Origin of the sequence: Rhodococcus aetherivorans (assembly GCF_011058165.1) — a bacterium.
GTDB lineage: Bacteria > Actinomycetota > Actinomycetes > Mycobacteriales > Mycobacteriaceae > Rhodococcus > Rhodococcus aetherivorans.
In genome coordinates, this window is sequence record NZ_JAALEG010000021.1 from 32,961 (window position 1) to 46,629 (window position 13,669).

The following is a 13,669-nucleotide window of genomic DNA, read 5'->3' on the forward strand; positions in this document are numbered from 1 at the left end:
CCGCCCGTGCCGGGCGCTAGGTCAGCGACGCTTCGTGGATCTCGCGGTCGAATGCGGGCAGCGGTCCCCCGGCGCGCAGGGTGGTCGCCAGCGCCGGATCGGCCAGGTGCAGCCGGCCGACGGCGATCAGGTCGAACTCGCCGCTGCCGAGACGCCGTTCGAGCTCGGGGATGTTGTCGTCGACCGGTGCCGAGCCGCTGATCCGGCTCTCCCGCAGCGACTTGCCGATGCCGACGCTGCCGACGGCCATCGTCGTGACCCCGGTCAGCTGCTTCGCCCAGCCGGCGAGCGAGAGGTCGCTGCCCTCGAAGGCGGGCGTGTCGAAGCGCCGGATGCTCGCATCGAGGATGTCGACCCCGGCCTCGACGAGAGCACCGAGGATCACCTTCAGCTCGTCGGGCGTCTCGGCGATGCGGGCGGTGTAGTTCTGTTGCTTGTGCTGCGAGAAACGGAACACGATGGGCAGGTCGTCGCCGATCTCGGCGCGCACGGCCTCGACCACCGCAGCGGGAAACCGGGTGCGGCGCTCGAGGTCGCCGCCCCAGGCGTCGGTGCGGGTGTTGGTGCCCTCCCACAGGAACGAGTCCAGCAGGTAGCCGTGCCCGCCGTGCAGCGCGATCCCGTCGAAGCCGACCTCCGCCGCGGCGGCCGCCGCGCGCGCATAGGCGGAGATCACGTCGGCGATGTCCTGCTCGGTCATCGCCTCCGTCGGGCGCGACGCCCGCGCGACGTAGTCGGCGGAATACGAGGTGACCCCCGGGGTGCCCCAGCTGCCCGAGGGGCGCATGGGCTTCAGTGCGGGGTCCACGGCGCTCATCGCACCCCACAGCGGCCCGACGTGCCACAACTGCGGGACGATCCGCCCGCCGGCTGCGTGCACCTCGTCCACGACCCGGCGCCAGCCCGCCAGCGCAGCCGCGCCGTGCATGCGGGGTACCCGCGGATTGTCCACGGCCGTCGGATGATCGACGGCCACTCCCTCGGTGACGATCAGGCCGGTCCCGCCCTCGGCCCGCCGGCGGTAGTAGGCGGCGACATCGTCGCCCGGCACGCCGTCGATCGAGTACGACCGCGTCATGGGTGACATGACGATGCGGTTCGCCAGTTCGAGCGAACGCACGCGGAGCGGGCGGAACAGCGGGGAGGAGGAAGCCATGCGGTCGAAAACCTCTCTCGGCAGGACGGTATGGAATCTCCCGCCTCTCGGCGGGACGGTCTGGAAGTGGCCCGCCGGCCGGGTACGACACCGGCCGGCGGGCCCGTGCGGCTCACATTCCCATGCGGTCCGGCCGGCGGCGACCCGGTGTCCCACTCAGTGCGATCGAGGAACGGGCCGGCGTCCCCGGCCGCGTCAGCGCAACTTGATGCTGCCGCCGTCGGCCATCAGAGTCTGGCCCGTCATGTACCTCGAATCGTCGGACGCGAGGAACACGACCACCGGGGCGATGTCCGTCTCGGGATCGCCGATCCGCTGCAAGGGCACCTTCGCCGCCGCGGCGGCCGCCCGGTCGGGGAACGCCTGCTGCCAGGCGAGCACACCTTCCGTGGCGGCGAACGGGCACACGACGTTGACGCGGATGCCGTCGGCCGCCCACTCGTTCGCGGCCACGCGGCTCACCGCCCGGATCGCCTCCTTCGCCGCCGCGTACGACGTCTGCGTCGGCATGCCGTCGAGGGCGGATCCGGAGCCGAAGTTGACGACGGACCCGCGGGCCTGCTTCAACTGCGGGTGGCAGGCCTGCATGAGGTGCACGGTGGGGTAGAAGCCCGTGCCGAACGACAGGTCGAACATCTCCGCGGTGTGCTCGAGCAGCGGGGCCTGGCGGGACGCGTGCGCGTTGTTGACCAGGACGTCGATGCCTCCGAACGCCGCCACGGCGGCGTCCCGGATCCGCTCCGCGCTCTCGCGCCGGGAGATGTCGGCCTGCAGGAACTTCGCCTCGCCGCCGGAGTCGACGAGTTCGGTCTCGAGGGCGTGGCCGCGGTCGTCGTCGACGTCGACGAACAGCACGCGCGCGCCCTCGCGGACGAACACCCGGGTGACGGCGCGCCCGATCCCGCCCGCGCCGCCGGTCACGACGGCGGTTTTTCCGCTCAGTTTCACGACCGTGTCCTTCCGCTCAGGCGCCGACGGTCTCACCGGTGGCCAGCGCGACCTTCTCCAGTTCGGCCACACTGTAGGCCGAGTACGTCTCGTACGGTCCGCGACCGGAGAAGTAGGACGACAGCTGTCCGCCGAGTTCCTCGACGGTGAACGCGGAACCGGCGGCGTCGAAACGGTGCTCGACCTTGGGTGCTTCCATGAGCGCGACCATCTTGCCGTACACGACGAAGACCTGGCCGTTGACCTCGTCGGAGGCGGGGGAGGCGAGGTACCGGACCAGGGTGGCCACTCGCTCGGGCGCGAGCGGGTCCAGGCCCGACGCACCGGTGTTGTTCTCGCCGAACGCGTCCGCCGTCATGGCCGTGCGGGCGCGGGGGCAGATGGCATTGGCTCGCACCCCGTACCGCGACAGGCCCTGGGCGGTCGAGAGGGTCAGGGCCGTGATGCCGGCCTTGGCGGCCGAGTAGTTGGGCTGCCCGGCCGAGCCGAACAGGAACGCCTCGGAGGAGGTGTTGATCACGCGGCCGTAGACCGGGCCGTTCGCGTCCTTCGAAGCCTGCCGCCAGTGCACGGCCGCGGCGCGCGACGTCGCAGCGTGGCCCTTGAGGTGTACCCGGATCACGTCGTCCCAGTCCGACTCGGACAGGTTGAAGATCATCTTGTCGCGCAGGATGCCGGCGTTGTTGACCAGGATGTCCATCGAGCCGAACTCGGTGACCGCGGTGCGGACGAGTTCCTCGCCGAGTGCCCAGTCCGAGACGTCGCCGGTGACGGCGACGGCGCGGCCTCCGACGGCGCGGATCTCGTCGACGACGTCGTGGGCGGCGGCACCCATGTCGTTGACGACGACGGCGGCCCCGGCGTCGGCGAGGGCGAGGGCTTCGGCACGGCCGAGGCCGGCGCCTGCTCCGGTGACGACGGCGGCGCGGCCGTCGAGGGTCAGGTTCTGGGTCATGGTGGGCTCCTTGTGTCCGTGCGGGTATGCAGAACGATGACTGAAAACTAGTATTCATTCTATTGCTTGCACAAGGGTGTTCTCGGACCGCGGTCCCTCGGGTGGGAGGCGGTCCTCGAATCCTGCAGCCAGGCTGGGGGCCTGGCTCCTCGTTCGTCGCTATCCGGCCGTTGATCCAGGAATAGGAATATGTTCTACTGAATCTGCTGTGATCCGCGGCACACACGCGACGATCGCGTGGGCGTGCGCGTCCTCGCCCACCCACGAACTCCGGAAGGACCCGCGATGTCTCTGAACCTGGCCGACCTCACCGAGGCCGTCGTCGATGCGATACCCGACCGGACGGCCCTGAGCTGCGGGGACGAGTCCCGGACGTACGCCGAGTTCGACGCCCGCGCCAACCGGGTCGCGCATTACCTCGCGGCCGTCGGAGTGACCGCAGGTGATCATGTGGGCCTGCACATGCGCAACAGCCTCGAATTCCTCGAGGTCATGTTGGGCTGTTTGAAGATTCGCGCAGTACCCGTGAACATCAACTTCCGCTACGTGGGTGCCGAGCTCGTGCACCTCTACACCGATGCGGACCTCGTGGCACTCGTGCTCGACGACGAGTTCGCCGACGTCGCGGCGCAGGCCGTGCCGCACACCTCACGGCTGCGGCACATCGTCGTCGTCGGAAGCGCGGAGACGGCGGCGCTCGAACAGGCTGCGGCAGGTGCGGGTGCGACCGTGGTGCGGTATGCGGAGGCGGCGGAGAGCGCCTCGGCGGAGAGGGATTTCGGTGAGCGCAGCGGCGACGACCGGTACATCCTCTACACCGGTGGCACGACGGGCATGCCCAAGGGTGTGATGTGGCGGCACGAGGACTTCTACCTCGCGGCGCTGGCCGGCGGCAACCCGTACGGCGAACCGCACCGCAGCCCTGCCGATCTCGCCGCGGCCGCCGCGGCAAACGAGCACCCGATGTCCTATCTCGTCACGGCACCGCTCATGCACGGGGCTGCGATGTATTCGGTGCTGATGGGGTTGTTCACGGGTGCGAAGCAGGTGCTGATGCGGTCGTTCGAGCCGGTGGAGGCGCTACGCCTGATCGAACGGCACCGGATCGCGATCGTGATGGTGGTCGGCGACGCCATCAGCCGGCCGCTGGCCGACGCAGTGGCCGCACGCGGCAATGAGTTCGACCTGAGTTCGCTGCTGGTCATCGGTTCCGGCGGGGCGCTGTGGTCGGCGAGTGTGCGCGCGCAACTGACGGAGCTGCTGCCGAACGTCTACCTGCGCAACTCGTTCGGCTCGTCGGAGGCAGGCGCGACCGGCACCCTCGACGTCGGTTCGGACGGCCGTGCCCGGATCTCCCCGTCGCCGACGCTACGGGTGGTCGATACGGATCTGGCCGAGGTCGAGCCCGGCTCGGAGACCATCGGCTACCTCGCGCGCATCGGCCACGTCCCCCTCGGCTACTACAACGACCCGGAAAAGTCCGCGGCGACGTTCCCCGAGCGCGACGGCGTGCGCATGTGCCTGCTCGGCGACCTGGCCACCGTGGAGCCGGACGGCTCGATCGTGGTACTCGGCCGCGGCTCGGCGTGCATCAACACCGGCGGCGAGAAGGTCTACGCGGAGGAGGTCGAGGAGGCCGTCAAGAGCCATCCAGCCGTCCTCGATGCGGTGGTGGCAGGATTGCCGGATCTGCTACTGGGAGAACGGGTCTCGGTGGCCGTCCAGTTCCGTCCCGGTGTGGAAGCGCCCTCGGCCACGGAACTGGCCGATCACTGCCGGACCCTGATCGCCGGGTACAAGATCCCGAAGACGATCGTGCCGGTTCCCGAGGTGATGCGCTCACCGGCGGGGAAGGCGGACTATCGGTGGGCCAAGGCGACGCTCGAGAACGCGACCGTCGACGCCTGACGCCGTCGGACACGGAAGCGGCCGGCCCCACATCCGGGGCCGGCCGTTCCCGGTCTTCGGGGCACGTCAGCGGCCGGCTCGGGCGAGCAGCTCGCGCGCTTCGTCGCGGCCGTCGAGGACCCGTGCGGTGCGCCGGCGGATCCGCCACCGACCGTCGTTCTTGACGAGTTCGAAGCGGTTGGCCGTTACGCGCCAGACGCGGAAGCCGTTCTCGTCGTGACGCAGCAGCTGCGAATGGCAGGTGGCCACGGCCGTGTCACCCTCGACCCGGATGTGCACAGGGTCGAGGAGGTGTCCGCATCCTTCGTGGATGTAGTCCTGGTGCGGCCGCGTGCGCACCATCTCCAGGATCTCCTTGCGGCCGTTCATGGTGCGCATATCGACGTCGTAGACGGCGTCCTCGGTCCACAATTCGCCCACCGCGTCGGCGTCACCGGCATCGACGGCCGGGCCGTAGGCGGTGACGATCTCCTGGACGGCGATCTTGTCCTCGAGGAGCTGGACGCGGGCGAGGAGGGACTGGACGAGCTGTGCGGTGTCGGTCGCTGCGGTGTCGGTCATCGGGTCTCCTGTTCGGACGGTTCGGCCGGGGCGAAGTCCAGCCCCAGGTCGGTGCCGAGTGCCCGCAGGCACTCGAGTTGTTCGCAGTAGTGTTCGACGCCGGTCGCGGCGACGGTCGCCCCCACGACGGTGGCGCCGGCCTCGCGACGGCGTTCCAGGGACCGGACGGTGCGCTCGCGCGCGCCCAGCGGGTCGAGGGGCGCCCCGGTGTCGAGGACGACGTCGAAGCCCGCCGGGAGGTCCACCCGGCCCAGCATCGTGGTCAGGTCGGGCAGGGGCAGACCGAACGGCACCCAGCCGTCGCCGTGGGAGACGGCGCGGCGCAGCGAGCGCAGCGTGCGGCCCCCGATCCACAGCGGGACGCGGGGTTGGACGGCGTGCGGCTCGACGAGCAGGTTCTGGAATTCGTAATAGGACCCGTGGTACTCCGGCAGGCGTCGGGACAACGCGGCGCGCAACGCGGCCAGGGCGTCGTCGGCGCGGGCGCCCCGGTCGTCGAACGGGGCGCCGAGGAGGTCGAACTCCTCGCGCAGGCTGCCCACCCCGAGGCCGAGCGTCAGCCGGCCGCCGCTGAGGACATCGAGGGTGCCGTAGCGTTTGGCGATCGCGAGCGGGTGGTGGTAACCCAGGACGAGCACCTGGGTGGCGAGCCGGATGCGGTGCGTCCGGGCGGCGAGATAGCTCAGGGTGGCGAGCGGGTCCCAGTAGGTGCCTCCGCGGGTGTCCGCGATGTCCACCGGCACGGCGACGTGCTCACTGCAGGTCAGATGGTGGAAGCCGAGCCGATCGGCGGTCCGGGCCACCCGGACGAGGTCGTCGACGCCGGCGGCGCGTTCCCATGGTGAGTGCACGCCGGGGTGCTGGACCACGACGGGGCTGACGATTCCGATGCGCATGCGAGCCTCTCCGCTGCCGGGACTGGGAGGGTGTCGGTCCGTTGTACCGGACGGCATCGCTCCGTCGCGGCCGACGTTCCGATGAGCGGGATCCGGGTCGATCGCGGACGCGAGGCGCGTCAGGGTCGCAGGTGGGAGATTCGCGCCGCCGATCACTACTGGTGGCGAGAGTGAGCTGATACACTTTCAGAATTCATTTCAGTTTTCCCGCTTCCACCCCGGGAGCAGATGTATCGGGAGGCCGCAGATGGCAGTCGTCGAAGCAACGGAACCGACAGCTACCTCCGCCCCGCGGCGCGACGTGCCGCCGTCGATGGTCGAACGGATGACACTCATCCTCGACGCGTTCGAGGGCCGGTCCTCGCGGCTGACGCTGGAGGAGGTGGCCTGCCGCACCCGGCTGCCCCGCTCGACCGTGCACCGCATCCTCGATCAGCTCGTGAAGCTGAACTGGGTCGATCACGCATCCTTCGGCTACTGCCTCGGCCGGCGGGCGCTCGGTCTCGGCGGCGGGGACGGTGGCCACGGGGAGATCCGGGCGTCGGCGGCGCCGCTCCTGCACGAGCTGCACATGCAGACCGGCATGGTGGTCCACCTCGCCGTCCTCGACGGCGCCGAGAGCGTCTACCTCGACAAGGTCGGCGGCCGCTTCGCCGCGGCGCTGCCCTCGCGGGTCGGCGGCCGGGCACCGGCGTACACCACTGCCGGCGGCAAGGCGATGCTCGCGTGGCTCGAGCCCGAACGCGTGGACGACCTGTACGAGCGGCGCCTGGCCCGCCGCACCGAGCACACCATCGGTGACCTTGCGACCCTGCACCAGGAACTCAGCCGGATCCGGCAGCGGCGCGGTCTGTCGTTCGAGCGCAGCGAGTCCGTACGCGGCGTTGCCTGCGTCGCCGTCGCGGTGCGCGGGCACGACGGTCCGGTCGCCGCGATCTCGCTGTGTGGCGACGCCCGCACCGCGCAGCTCGAGCGGGTCGCGCCCCTCGTGGTGGATGCCGCCCGGGAGGTCTCCCGCAGCCTCTACCCGGAACTCGGCGCCCCGCGCCGGGGCCGCAGGGCACCCGAACCGCCCGAGAGCACGTGGTCCCCGGACGCGATGGACCGGTTGCTGTCGGTCCAGAGCGGGCAGTGGCTCTAGCGACCAGCGGCGCCAGCGGTCACCAGCTCTGATCGAGACCGCGGCCTGGGCACCGCCGACAGCGGTTCGTCGGCGCGTCCTGCGCCGCCCCCGGCGGACTGCACCCAGACCGTCGGCGCGCGTGATCCGGCGCCCAACATGTAGAGGATCGGCTGCGGCCGCCGGCGGAACAGCCGATACGGTATGCCGCGGTCCGCGGCACTCCCAGTCGACTTCTGTCCGTGCCGGTGCACTCGAATTCGGTTTCGGACGGGCGGGTGTCATTACCGCGGATCGGTGACACCTGCTGGTTCGACGCCTCAGTTCCGCACCGCATCCGATCGGTCGCAACCGAGCCCTCCGAGGCGCTCGTGGTGACCAATGATGTTCCCGTGCAACAGCGGGACAACGAGGGCATGGCGGGCAGGCGGTCGACCCGACCGAGGATACGATCGCCGAGGCTGTGTCGGCCGAGCACCACAGGCGCATGGCCGCCGTGCTCGACGACTTCACTGCCGCCGCTGCACCGGTGTTCGAGCGGATGGCCCGGCTGGGACACATCAGGATCTGCGCAACGACCTGGATTCCAGCCAAGTGGCCTTCGTGACGGCGGCTGCCATCCGCGGGGTGGAGGAGGTGTCCGTCGCGCTCGCCGACGGCACCGGCCCTGTCGTCCGGATCGAACAGATGTGGCAGCTGCTGCAGCCGGCACTACGCGCCGGTTGACCACCGACCACTGAATTCACCAGGCACACAGCGGTCTTCACCGGTTTACTACCGACACCGCCGGATCAGGGCGCATGAAGTGCCGACGGGAGTACCCGGAGCAACCCCCGCGCCGAGCGGATGTCGGATGCTCTCCTCGCGCGGCGCCAGTCCGTGCCTGCTTCTCGGGCGCGCGGTACCCAGCCCGCGCGCGTTCCGTGCGGCGCTCGGCCCGGCTGCCACCGCGAGTGCTCGTGCGGGGTCCGGGCTGCAATCCGCTGCAACGTTGAGTGGGCTCGCCCCCTCTCCCTACATTCGTGGCCTGGGTTACACGGCGTGAGACGAGAACCGTCCCGAAGTCTCGTCACGCTCGGGGCCTGAACCTGTGCGGCCGGCCCTCGGACAGAAAGTAGAGGAGAGCAATGGCGCTGAACAAGAGTGCATTACTGAGCGCGTATCGGAAGATGTCGGAGATCCGCGAATTCGAGGACCGGTTGCACGAGGAGAACGCGACCGGCGACATCCCGGGGTTCATCCACCTGTACTCGGGGCAGGAAGCGATCGCAGTCGGTGTGTGCGAGAACCTGAACGACACCGACTACATCGGCTCCACCCACCGCGGGCACGGCCACTGCATTGCCAAGGGGTGTGACCTCGACGGGATGATGGCCGAAATCTTCGGCAAGAACGACGGATTGTGCCACGGCAAGGGCGGATCGATGCACATCGCCGACCTGTCGGTCGGCATGCTCGGCGCGAACGCGATCGTCGGCGGTGCCCCGTCGCTGGCGATCGGCGCTGCGCTGAGCGCCAAGACCCTGGGGAACGGCGGTGTCGCGGCCTCGTTCACCGGCGACGGCGGATCCAATCAGGGCACCGTATTCGAGGCCATGAACATGGCGGTCGTGCTCGAGTTGCCGATCGTCTTCGTCATCGAGAACAACGGATTCGGTGAGGCCACCGGCCGCGACTATGCGGTCGGCACACCGAGTATCGCTGGGCGGGCCGCGTCGTTCGGGATGCCCGCCACCACCGTCGACGGTACCGACTTCTTCGAGGTCCACGAGGCAGCGCGCGAGGCGGTCGAGCGAGCCCGCAGGGGAGGCGGTCCCTCCACCATCGAGGCGGTGGCACACCGCTGGCACGGCCACTTCGAGGGCGACGCCCAGCTGTACCGCACCGCGGACCAGGTCGCCGAACTCCGCAGGACCCAGGATCCGCTGGTGAAGTTCCGCGCGAAGGTCGACGGCAAGAAGGTCACCGCGAAGGAACTCGATGCGATCGACGCCGAGGCTCGTGAACGGGTCGACGTCGCCGTCACGAAGGCGCGAGCTGCCGAGTATCCGCCGCTGACGAACCTGCTGACCGACGTCTACGTGTCGTACTGAGAGAGAGAACGAAAATGACCACGTCGAAGACGACATATCGCGAAGCGATCAAGGCCGCACTCGCACAGGAGATGCAGCGGGACGCGACGGTCGTGCAGATCGGTGAGGACCTGCGCGGTGGTCACGCCGGCACCAATCCGGAACTCGAGTCCGGGAAGGTAGAGGCGTTCGGCGGTGTGCTGGGGGTGACGAAGGGTCTGTGGACCGAGTTCGGTTCCGACCGTGTCATCGACACCCCGATCACCGAGTCCGCGATCATCGGCATGGCAGCCGGCGCTGCTCTGACCGGGCTGCGGCCGGTGGCCGAGTTGATGTTCATGGACTTCTTCGGAGTCTGCTACGACGCGCTCTACAACCAGGCGGCGAAGTTCCGGTACATGTTCGGCGGCAAGGCCCGTACCCCGCTGGTGGTGCGGGGCATGATCGGCGCCGGATTCTCCGCCGCCGCTCAGCACTCGCAGTCACCGTACAACGTGTTCGCCGCCGTTCCCGGCCTCAAGGTCGTCGCCCCGTCGAACGCCTACGACGCCAAAGGCCTGCTGATCCAGTCGATTCGCGACGACGATCCGGTCGTGTTCTGCGAACACAAGACACTCTACGACGTCAAGGGCGAGGTTCCGGACGAGCCGTACACGATCCCGTTCGGTGTCGCCAACTACACCCGCGAAGGCACGGACGTCACGATCATCGCGCTGTCGGCGATGGTGAACGCCGCCAACACCGCCGCGGACAAGCTGGCCGCCGAGGGGATCTCCGTCGAGGTCGTCGACCCCCGCACGGTGTCGCCGCTCGACGAGGAGGGCATCCTCGAATCCGTGGCCTCCACCGGCCGGGTAGTGATCGCCGACGAGTCCGCGGCGCGCTGCGGGTTCGGTCACGACGTCGCCGCGCTGATCGCGACGCGTGCTTTCGGGTCACTGAAGGCGCCGATCGAACTGGTCACCCCGCCGCACACTCCGGTGCCGTTCTCCCCGGTCCTCGAGCAGGCGTGGCTGCCGAACGCGGCTCGGATCGAGGCCGCCGTCCGCAAGGTTGTGAGTGCCTGACATGAGTGAGATCAAATTGATCGAAGTTCCGAAGTGGGGCCTGTCCATGGAGGAAGGCACCGTGGCGGAGTGGCTGGTCGAGGAGGGAGCGTCCTTTTCGAAGGGCGACCTGATCTGCGAGATCGAGACCAGCAAGATCGCCAACCAGTTGGAGGCGCCGTTCGACGGGGTGCTTCGACGGGTCGTCGCCAAGCCGGGGGAGACGTTGCCGGTCGGTGCGGTGCTGGCGGTGTCGGCCGAGGCTGCAGTCTCCGACGCCGAAATCGAGGAATTCCTCGCCGGCATCGGGGCGGATCAGGTGCCGACCCCGGCCGAGTCCGGGCGCTCACCGGCCGGACAGCCCGCCCCCGCGCAGCCGGATCTCGAGAGCAGCCCGCCGGCGCCGGCGGCCCACGAATCGGTACCGGTGACCGGGGCGACCACCGGGTCCCGTCAGCGGCCCGGTGCGACGATCGTTCCCGATGCCCTGCAAGGACGGACGAACGGTGACGTGTTCGCGACCCCGCACGCCCACCGCTTGGCGGACGAGTTGTCGATCGACCTGGCCAGTGTGACGGGGACCGGCCGGGACGGCCGGATCTCCGTTGCCGACATCCACGACACGATCCGGGCGGCCGGTGGAACCGTCGCACAACCGCCGTCGCCGACGCGGTCAGGTATACCGGGACGTTCCTTCGAGGACGACAGCACCGTCCCGGCCACCCCCGTGGCCCGACGTCTGGCCGCATCCCTCGGGATCAACCTGCACGACTGCCGGGCCACCGGGTCACGCGGCCGGGTGTGTGAGGCCGACGTCCGCGAGGCCGAGCGCCGGTTCCGGCTGCAACCGGAAGTCGTCGCAGCGCCCGAACCCGTCGCGGAGGCGGAGTTCGAGACGATTCCGTTCACCGCGATGCGCAAGGCGATCGGGCAGCGGTTGCAGGAGTCGAAACGCAGCGCCCCGCACTTCCGGCTCACCGCGGACCTGCAGATCGACGATCTTCTGGCCTTGCGGGCAAAGATCAATGCAACCGTTCCGGCCGTCAAGCTGTCGGTCAACGATTTCGTCGTCAAGGCGTGTGCCGCAGCGCTGCGGAAGGTGCCCGATGTCAACGTTCAGTTCGACGAGGCGACACAGTCGGTGCTGCGCTATGCAAGTGCCGACATCTCGGTGGCTGTCGCACTGCCGTCGGGTCTGATCACCCCGATCGTGCGCGGCGCCGACGGCAAGACTCTCGCCGAGATTTCCGGGGAGGTGCAGTCACTGGTGACCAAGGCCAAGACCGGGAAACTGGCGGTCGACGAGTTCCAGGGCGGCACCTTCACGGTGTCCAATCTCGGCATGTTCGGTGTGCGGGAATTCGACGCGATCATCAACCCACCGCAGGGCGCCATCCTCGCGGTCGGTGCCGCACAGGAGCGTCCCGTCGTCGTCGACGGTCAGGTCGTTGCGCGCACGATGCTCACCGTCACGCTCTCGTGCGACCACCGGGTGATCGACGGCGCGCTCGGCGCGACCTTCCTGCGAGAACTCCGGCGTTTCGTCGAGTCACCCGCGCTGATGCTGGTCTGAGAGGTACACCATGACAGAGAAATACGACGTCCTCGTCGTCGGCAGCGGGCCGGGTGGCTATGTCGCCGCAATCCGTGCCGCGCAGCACGGTCTGCGCACCGCCGTCGTCGAGCGGGACCGGCTCGGCGGGATCTGCCTGAACTGGGGGTGCATCCCTACCAAAGCGTTGCTGCACGGTGCCGATGTCGCCCACACGCTGGCGAACCTTCGGCCGCTCGGGTTCAGTGCGAGTGGTGTGAAATTCGACATGGCACGCCTCGTCGAGTTCAGCCGGTCGGTGTCGGGGCGACTGTCCGACGGCATCGGCTACCTGATGAAGAAGAACGGCATCGACGTCGTCCGGGGGTCGGCGCGGCTGCTCGACAAGGGAGTCGTCGCAGTGACGGCCGCGGACGAGTCGGTGTCCGAGTATCGGGCCGACCACGTCATCCTGGCCACCGGAGCCCGGCCGCGTTCGGTTCCCGGTGTCGTGCCTGACGGCGACCGGGTCTGGACATACTTCGATGCTCTGGTCCCGCCGGAGCTGCCGAAGTCATTGCTGGTCATCGGATCCGGTGCCATCGGCGTCGAATTCGCGAGTCTGTACAACGATCTCGGGACTGACGTCACCCTCGTCGAATTGGCCCCGCAGATCATGCCGGTCGAGGATGCTGCCGTCGCAGGCCATGTACGGCGGCAGTTCGAGAAGCGAGGCATCGGGATTCACACCGGCGCCTCGGTGTCCGAACTGACGGTCGGCACGGATGCCGTCACCGTGGCCGTCCGGTCGGCCGACGGAACGATCGATGAAGCGACCGTGGACAGAGTTCTCGTTGCGGCCGGAATCCAGGGCAACGTCGAGGGTCTCGGCCTCGAGGAACTCGGTGTCGAAGTCGATCGCGGATTCGTCACCACCGACCAGTGGTGTCGCACTACCGCATTCGGCGTGTACGCGATCGGTGACGTGGCGGGCGCACCCTGCCTCGCCCACAAGGCCAGCCACGAAGCCGTGCTGTGTGTGGACAAGCTCGCCGGTGCGGATCACGTCCGGCCGTTGGACCGCGACTACGTTCCGGGCTGTACCTACGCGAGGCCGCAGGTCGCCAGCCTCGGTCTCACCGAAGAACGAGCGCGTGCGACCGGCCGTCGCCTGCAGATCGGGCAGTTCGATCTGCAGGCGTCCGGAAAGGCGCTCGCGATCGGCGAAGCCGACGGCTTCGTGAAGACGATCTTCGACGCCGACAGCGGCGAACTCCTCGGTGCCCACATGGTCGGCCCGGATGTCACCGAGCAGATTCAGGGATTCGGCATCGCTCGATCCCTGGAGGCGACCGCCGACGATCTCGCCGAGGTCGTCTTCGCGCACCCGACACTATCGGAGGCGATGCACGAATCGGTTCTGGCCGCACTGGGCCGTCCGATCAACATGTAGCAAGTCCCGCCGAACCGCGGACC

General features: G+C 69.1%; 12 protein-coding genes. 7 read left to right on the top strand and 5 right to left on the bottom strand.

All coding sequences use genetic code 11. From position 1 onward, the window contains the following. Positions 1–16: 16 nt before the first annotated feature. From G6039_RS11265 to G6039_RS11275, 3 genes are all read right to left on the bottom strand, one after another. The gene (locus G6039_RS11265; protein ID WP_006931588.1) at positions 17–1,156 is read right to left on the bottom strand and encodes an oxidoreductase; all 1,140 of its coding nucleotides are present in this window, start codon (positions 1,154–1,156) and stop codon (positions 17–19) included. A 195-nt stretch (positions 1,157–1,351) separates the two neighbouring features. After that, positions 1,352–2,104: an SDR family NAD(P)-dependent oxidoreductase gene (locus tag G6039_RS11270; protein WP_043798646.1), complete on the bottom strand. Its 753-nt coding sequence runs from the start codon at positions 2,102–2,104 to the stop codon at positions 1,352–1,354. Positions 2,105–2,120: 16 nt separating this feature from the next. Further along, a complete protein-coding gene (locus G6039_RS11275) occupies positions 2,121–3,059 on the bottom strand; it encodes a 3-oxoacyl-ACP reductase (RefSeq protein ID WP_006944199.1) in 939 nt (312 codons plus the stop codon). Positions 3,060–3,344: 285 nt separating this feature from the next. Between G6039_RS11275 and G6039_RS11280 the strand changes: the two genes are divergently transcribed. Beyond that, the gene (locus G6039_RS11280; RefSeq protein ID WP_043798644.1) at positions 3,345–4,967 is read left to right on the top strand and encodes an acyl-CoA synthetase; all 1,623 of its coding nucleotides are present in this window, start codon (positions 3,345–3,347) and stop codon (positions 4,965–4,967) included. Between the two features lie 66 nt (positions 4,968–5,033). Here the strand turns inward: G6039_RS11280 and G6039_RS11285 are convergent, their stop codons facing one another. Together G6039_RS11285 and G6039_RS11290 are read right to left on the bottom strand one after the other, a co-directional pair. Beyond that, entirely contained in the window at positions 5,034–5,528 is a 495-nt protein-coding gene (locus tag G6039_RS11285; RefSeq protein ID WP_043798641.1) for a nuclear transport factor 2 family protein, read from the bottom strand. Next, positions 5,525–6,424, bottom strand: a complete 900-nt coding sequence (locus G6039_RS11290; protein WP_043798638.1) for a TIGR03619 family F420-dependent LLM class oxidoreductase — start codon at positions 6,422–6,424, stop codon at positions 5,525–5,527. Before G6039_RS11290 ends, G6039_RS11285 begins: the two co-directional genes overlap by 4 nt. 247 nt (positions 6,425–6,671) lie before the next feature. Here G6039_RS11290 and G6039_RS11295 point away from each other — a divergent pair, with 247 nt between their 5' ends. From G6039_RS11295 to lpdA, 6 genes are all read left to right on the top strand, one after another. Next, complete coding sequence (locus tag G6039_RS11295) at positions 6,672–7,565, top strand: IclR family transcriptional regulator (RefSeq protein ID WP_043798636.1); 894 nt, start codon at positions 6,672–6,674, stop codon at positions 7,563–7,565. A 582-nt stretch (positions 7,566–8,147) separates the two neighbouring features. After that, positions 8,148–8,270, top strand: coding sequence for a hypothetical protein (locus tag G6039_RS31065; RefSeq protein WP_255326707.1), 123 nt, complete (start codon positions 8,148–8,150; stop codon positions 8,268–8,270). Positions 8,271–8,671: 401 nt separating this feature from the next. Then, positions 8,672–9,637, top strand: a complete 966-nt coding sequence (locus tag G6039_RS11300) for a thiamine pyrophosphate-dependent dehydrogenase E1 component subunit alpha (RefSeq protein WP_006944220.1) — start codon at positions 8,672–8,674, stop codon at positions 9,635–9,637. 14 nt (positions 9,638–9,651) lie between these two features. Next, the gene (locus G6039_RS11305) at positions 9,652–10,683 is read left to right on the top strand and encodes an alpha-ketoacid dehydrogenase subunit beta (protein WP_017679840.1); all 1,032 of its coding nucleotides are present in this window, start codon (positions 9,652–9,654) and stop codon (positions 10,681–10,683) included. 1 nt (position 10,684) lies between these two features. Then, positions 10,685–12,235 carry a 2-oxo acid dehydrogenase subunit E2 gene (locus G6039_RS11310; RefSeq protein WP_043798630.1) on the top strand — a complete coding sequence of 517 codons (1,551 nt, stop codon included), beginning with the start codon at positions 10,685–10,687 and terminating at the stop codon, positions 12,233–12,235. Positions 12,236–12,245: 10 nt separating this feature from the next. Next, positions 12,246–13,646: a dihydrolipoyl dehydrogenase gene (lpdA, locus tag G6039_RS11315; protein WP_043798627.1), complete on the top strand. Its 1,401-nt coding sequence runs from the start codon at positions 12,246–12,248 to the stop codon at positions 13,644–13,646. Positions 13,647–13,669 lie beyond the last annotated feature (23 nt).

Bases quoted from the DNA above. Each gene is read 5' to 3' on its own strand.
- lpdA (WP_043798627.1), top strand. From the start codon at position 12,246: ATGACAGAGAAATACGACGTCCTCGTCGTCGGCAGCGGGCCGGGTGGC.
- G6039_RS11295 (WP_043798636.1), top strand. From the start codon at position 6,672: ATGGCAGTCGTCGAAGCAACGGAACCGACAGCTACCTCCGCCCCGCGG.
- G6039_RS11285 (WP_043798641.1), bottom strand. From the start codon at position 5,528: ATGACCGACACCGCAGCGACCGACACCGCACAGCTCGTCCAGTCCCTC.
- G6039_RS11265 (WP_006931588.1), bottom strand. From the start codon at position 1,156: ATGGCTTCCTCCTCCCCGCTGTTCCGCCCGCTCCGCGTGCGTTCGCTC.
- G6039_RS11280 (WP_043798644.1), top strand. From the start codon at position 3,345: ATGTCTCTGAACCTGGCCGACCTCACCGAGGCCGTCGTCGATGCGATA.
- G6039_RS11300 (WP_006944220.1), top strand. From the start codon at position 8,672: ATGGCGCTGAACAAGAGTGCATTACTGAGCGCGTATCGGAAGATGTCG.
- G6039_RS11310 (WP_043798630.1), top strand. From the start codon at position 10,685: ATGAGTGAGATCAAATTGATCGAAGTTCCGAAGTGGGGCCTGTCCATG.
- G6039_RS11275 (WP_006944199.1), bottom strand. From the start codon at position 3,059: ATGACCCAGAACCTGACCCTCGACGGCCGCGCCGCCGTCGTCACCGGA.
- G6039_RS11305 (WP_017679840.1), top strand. From the start codon at position 9,652: ATGACCACGTCGAAGACGACATATCGCGAAGCGATCAAGGCCGCACTC.
- G6039_RS11290 (WP_043798638.1), bottom strand. From the start codon at position 6,424: ATGCGCATCGGAATCGTCAGCCCCGTCGTGGTCCAGCACCCCGGCGTG.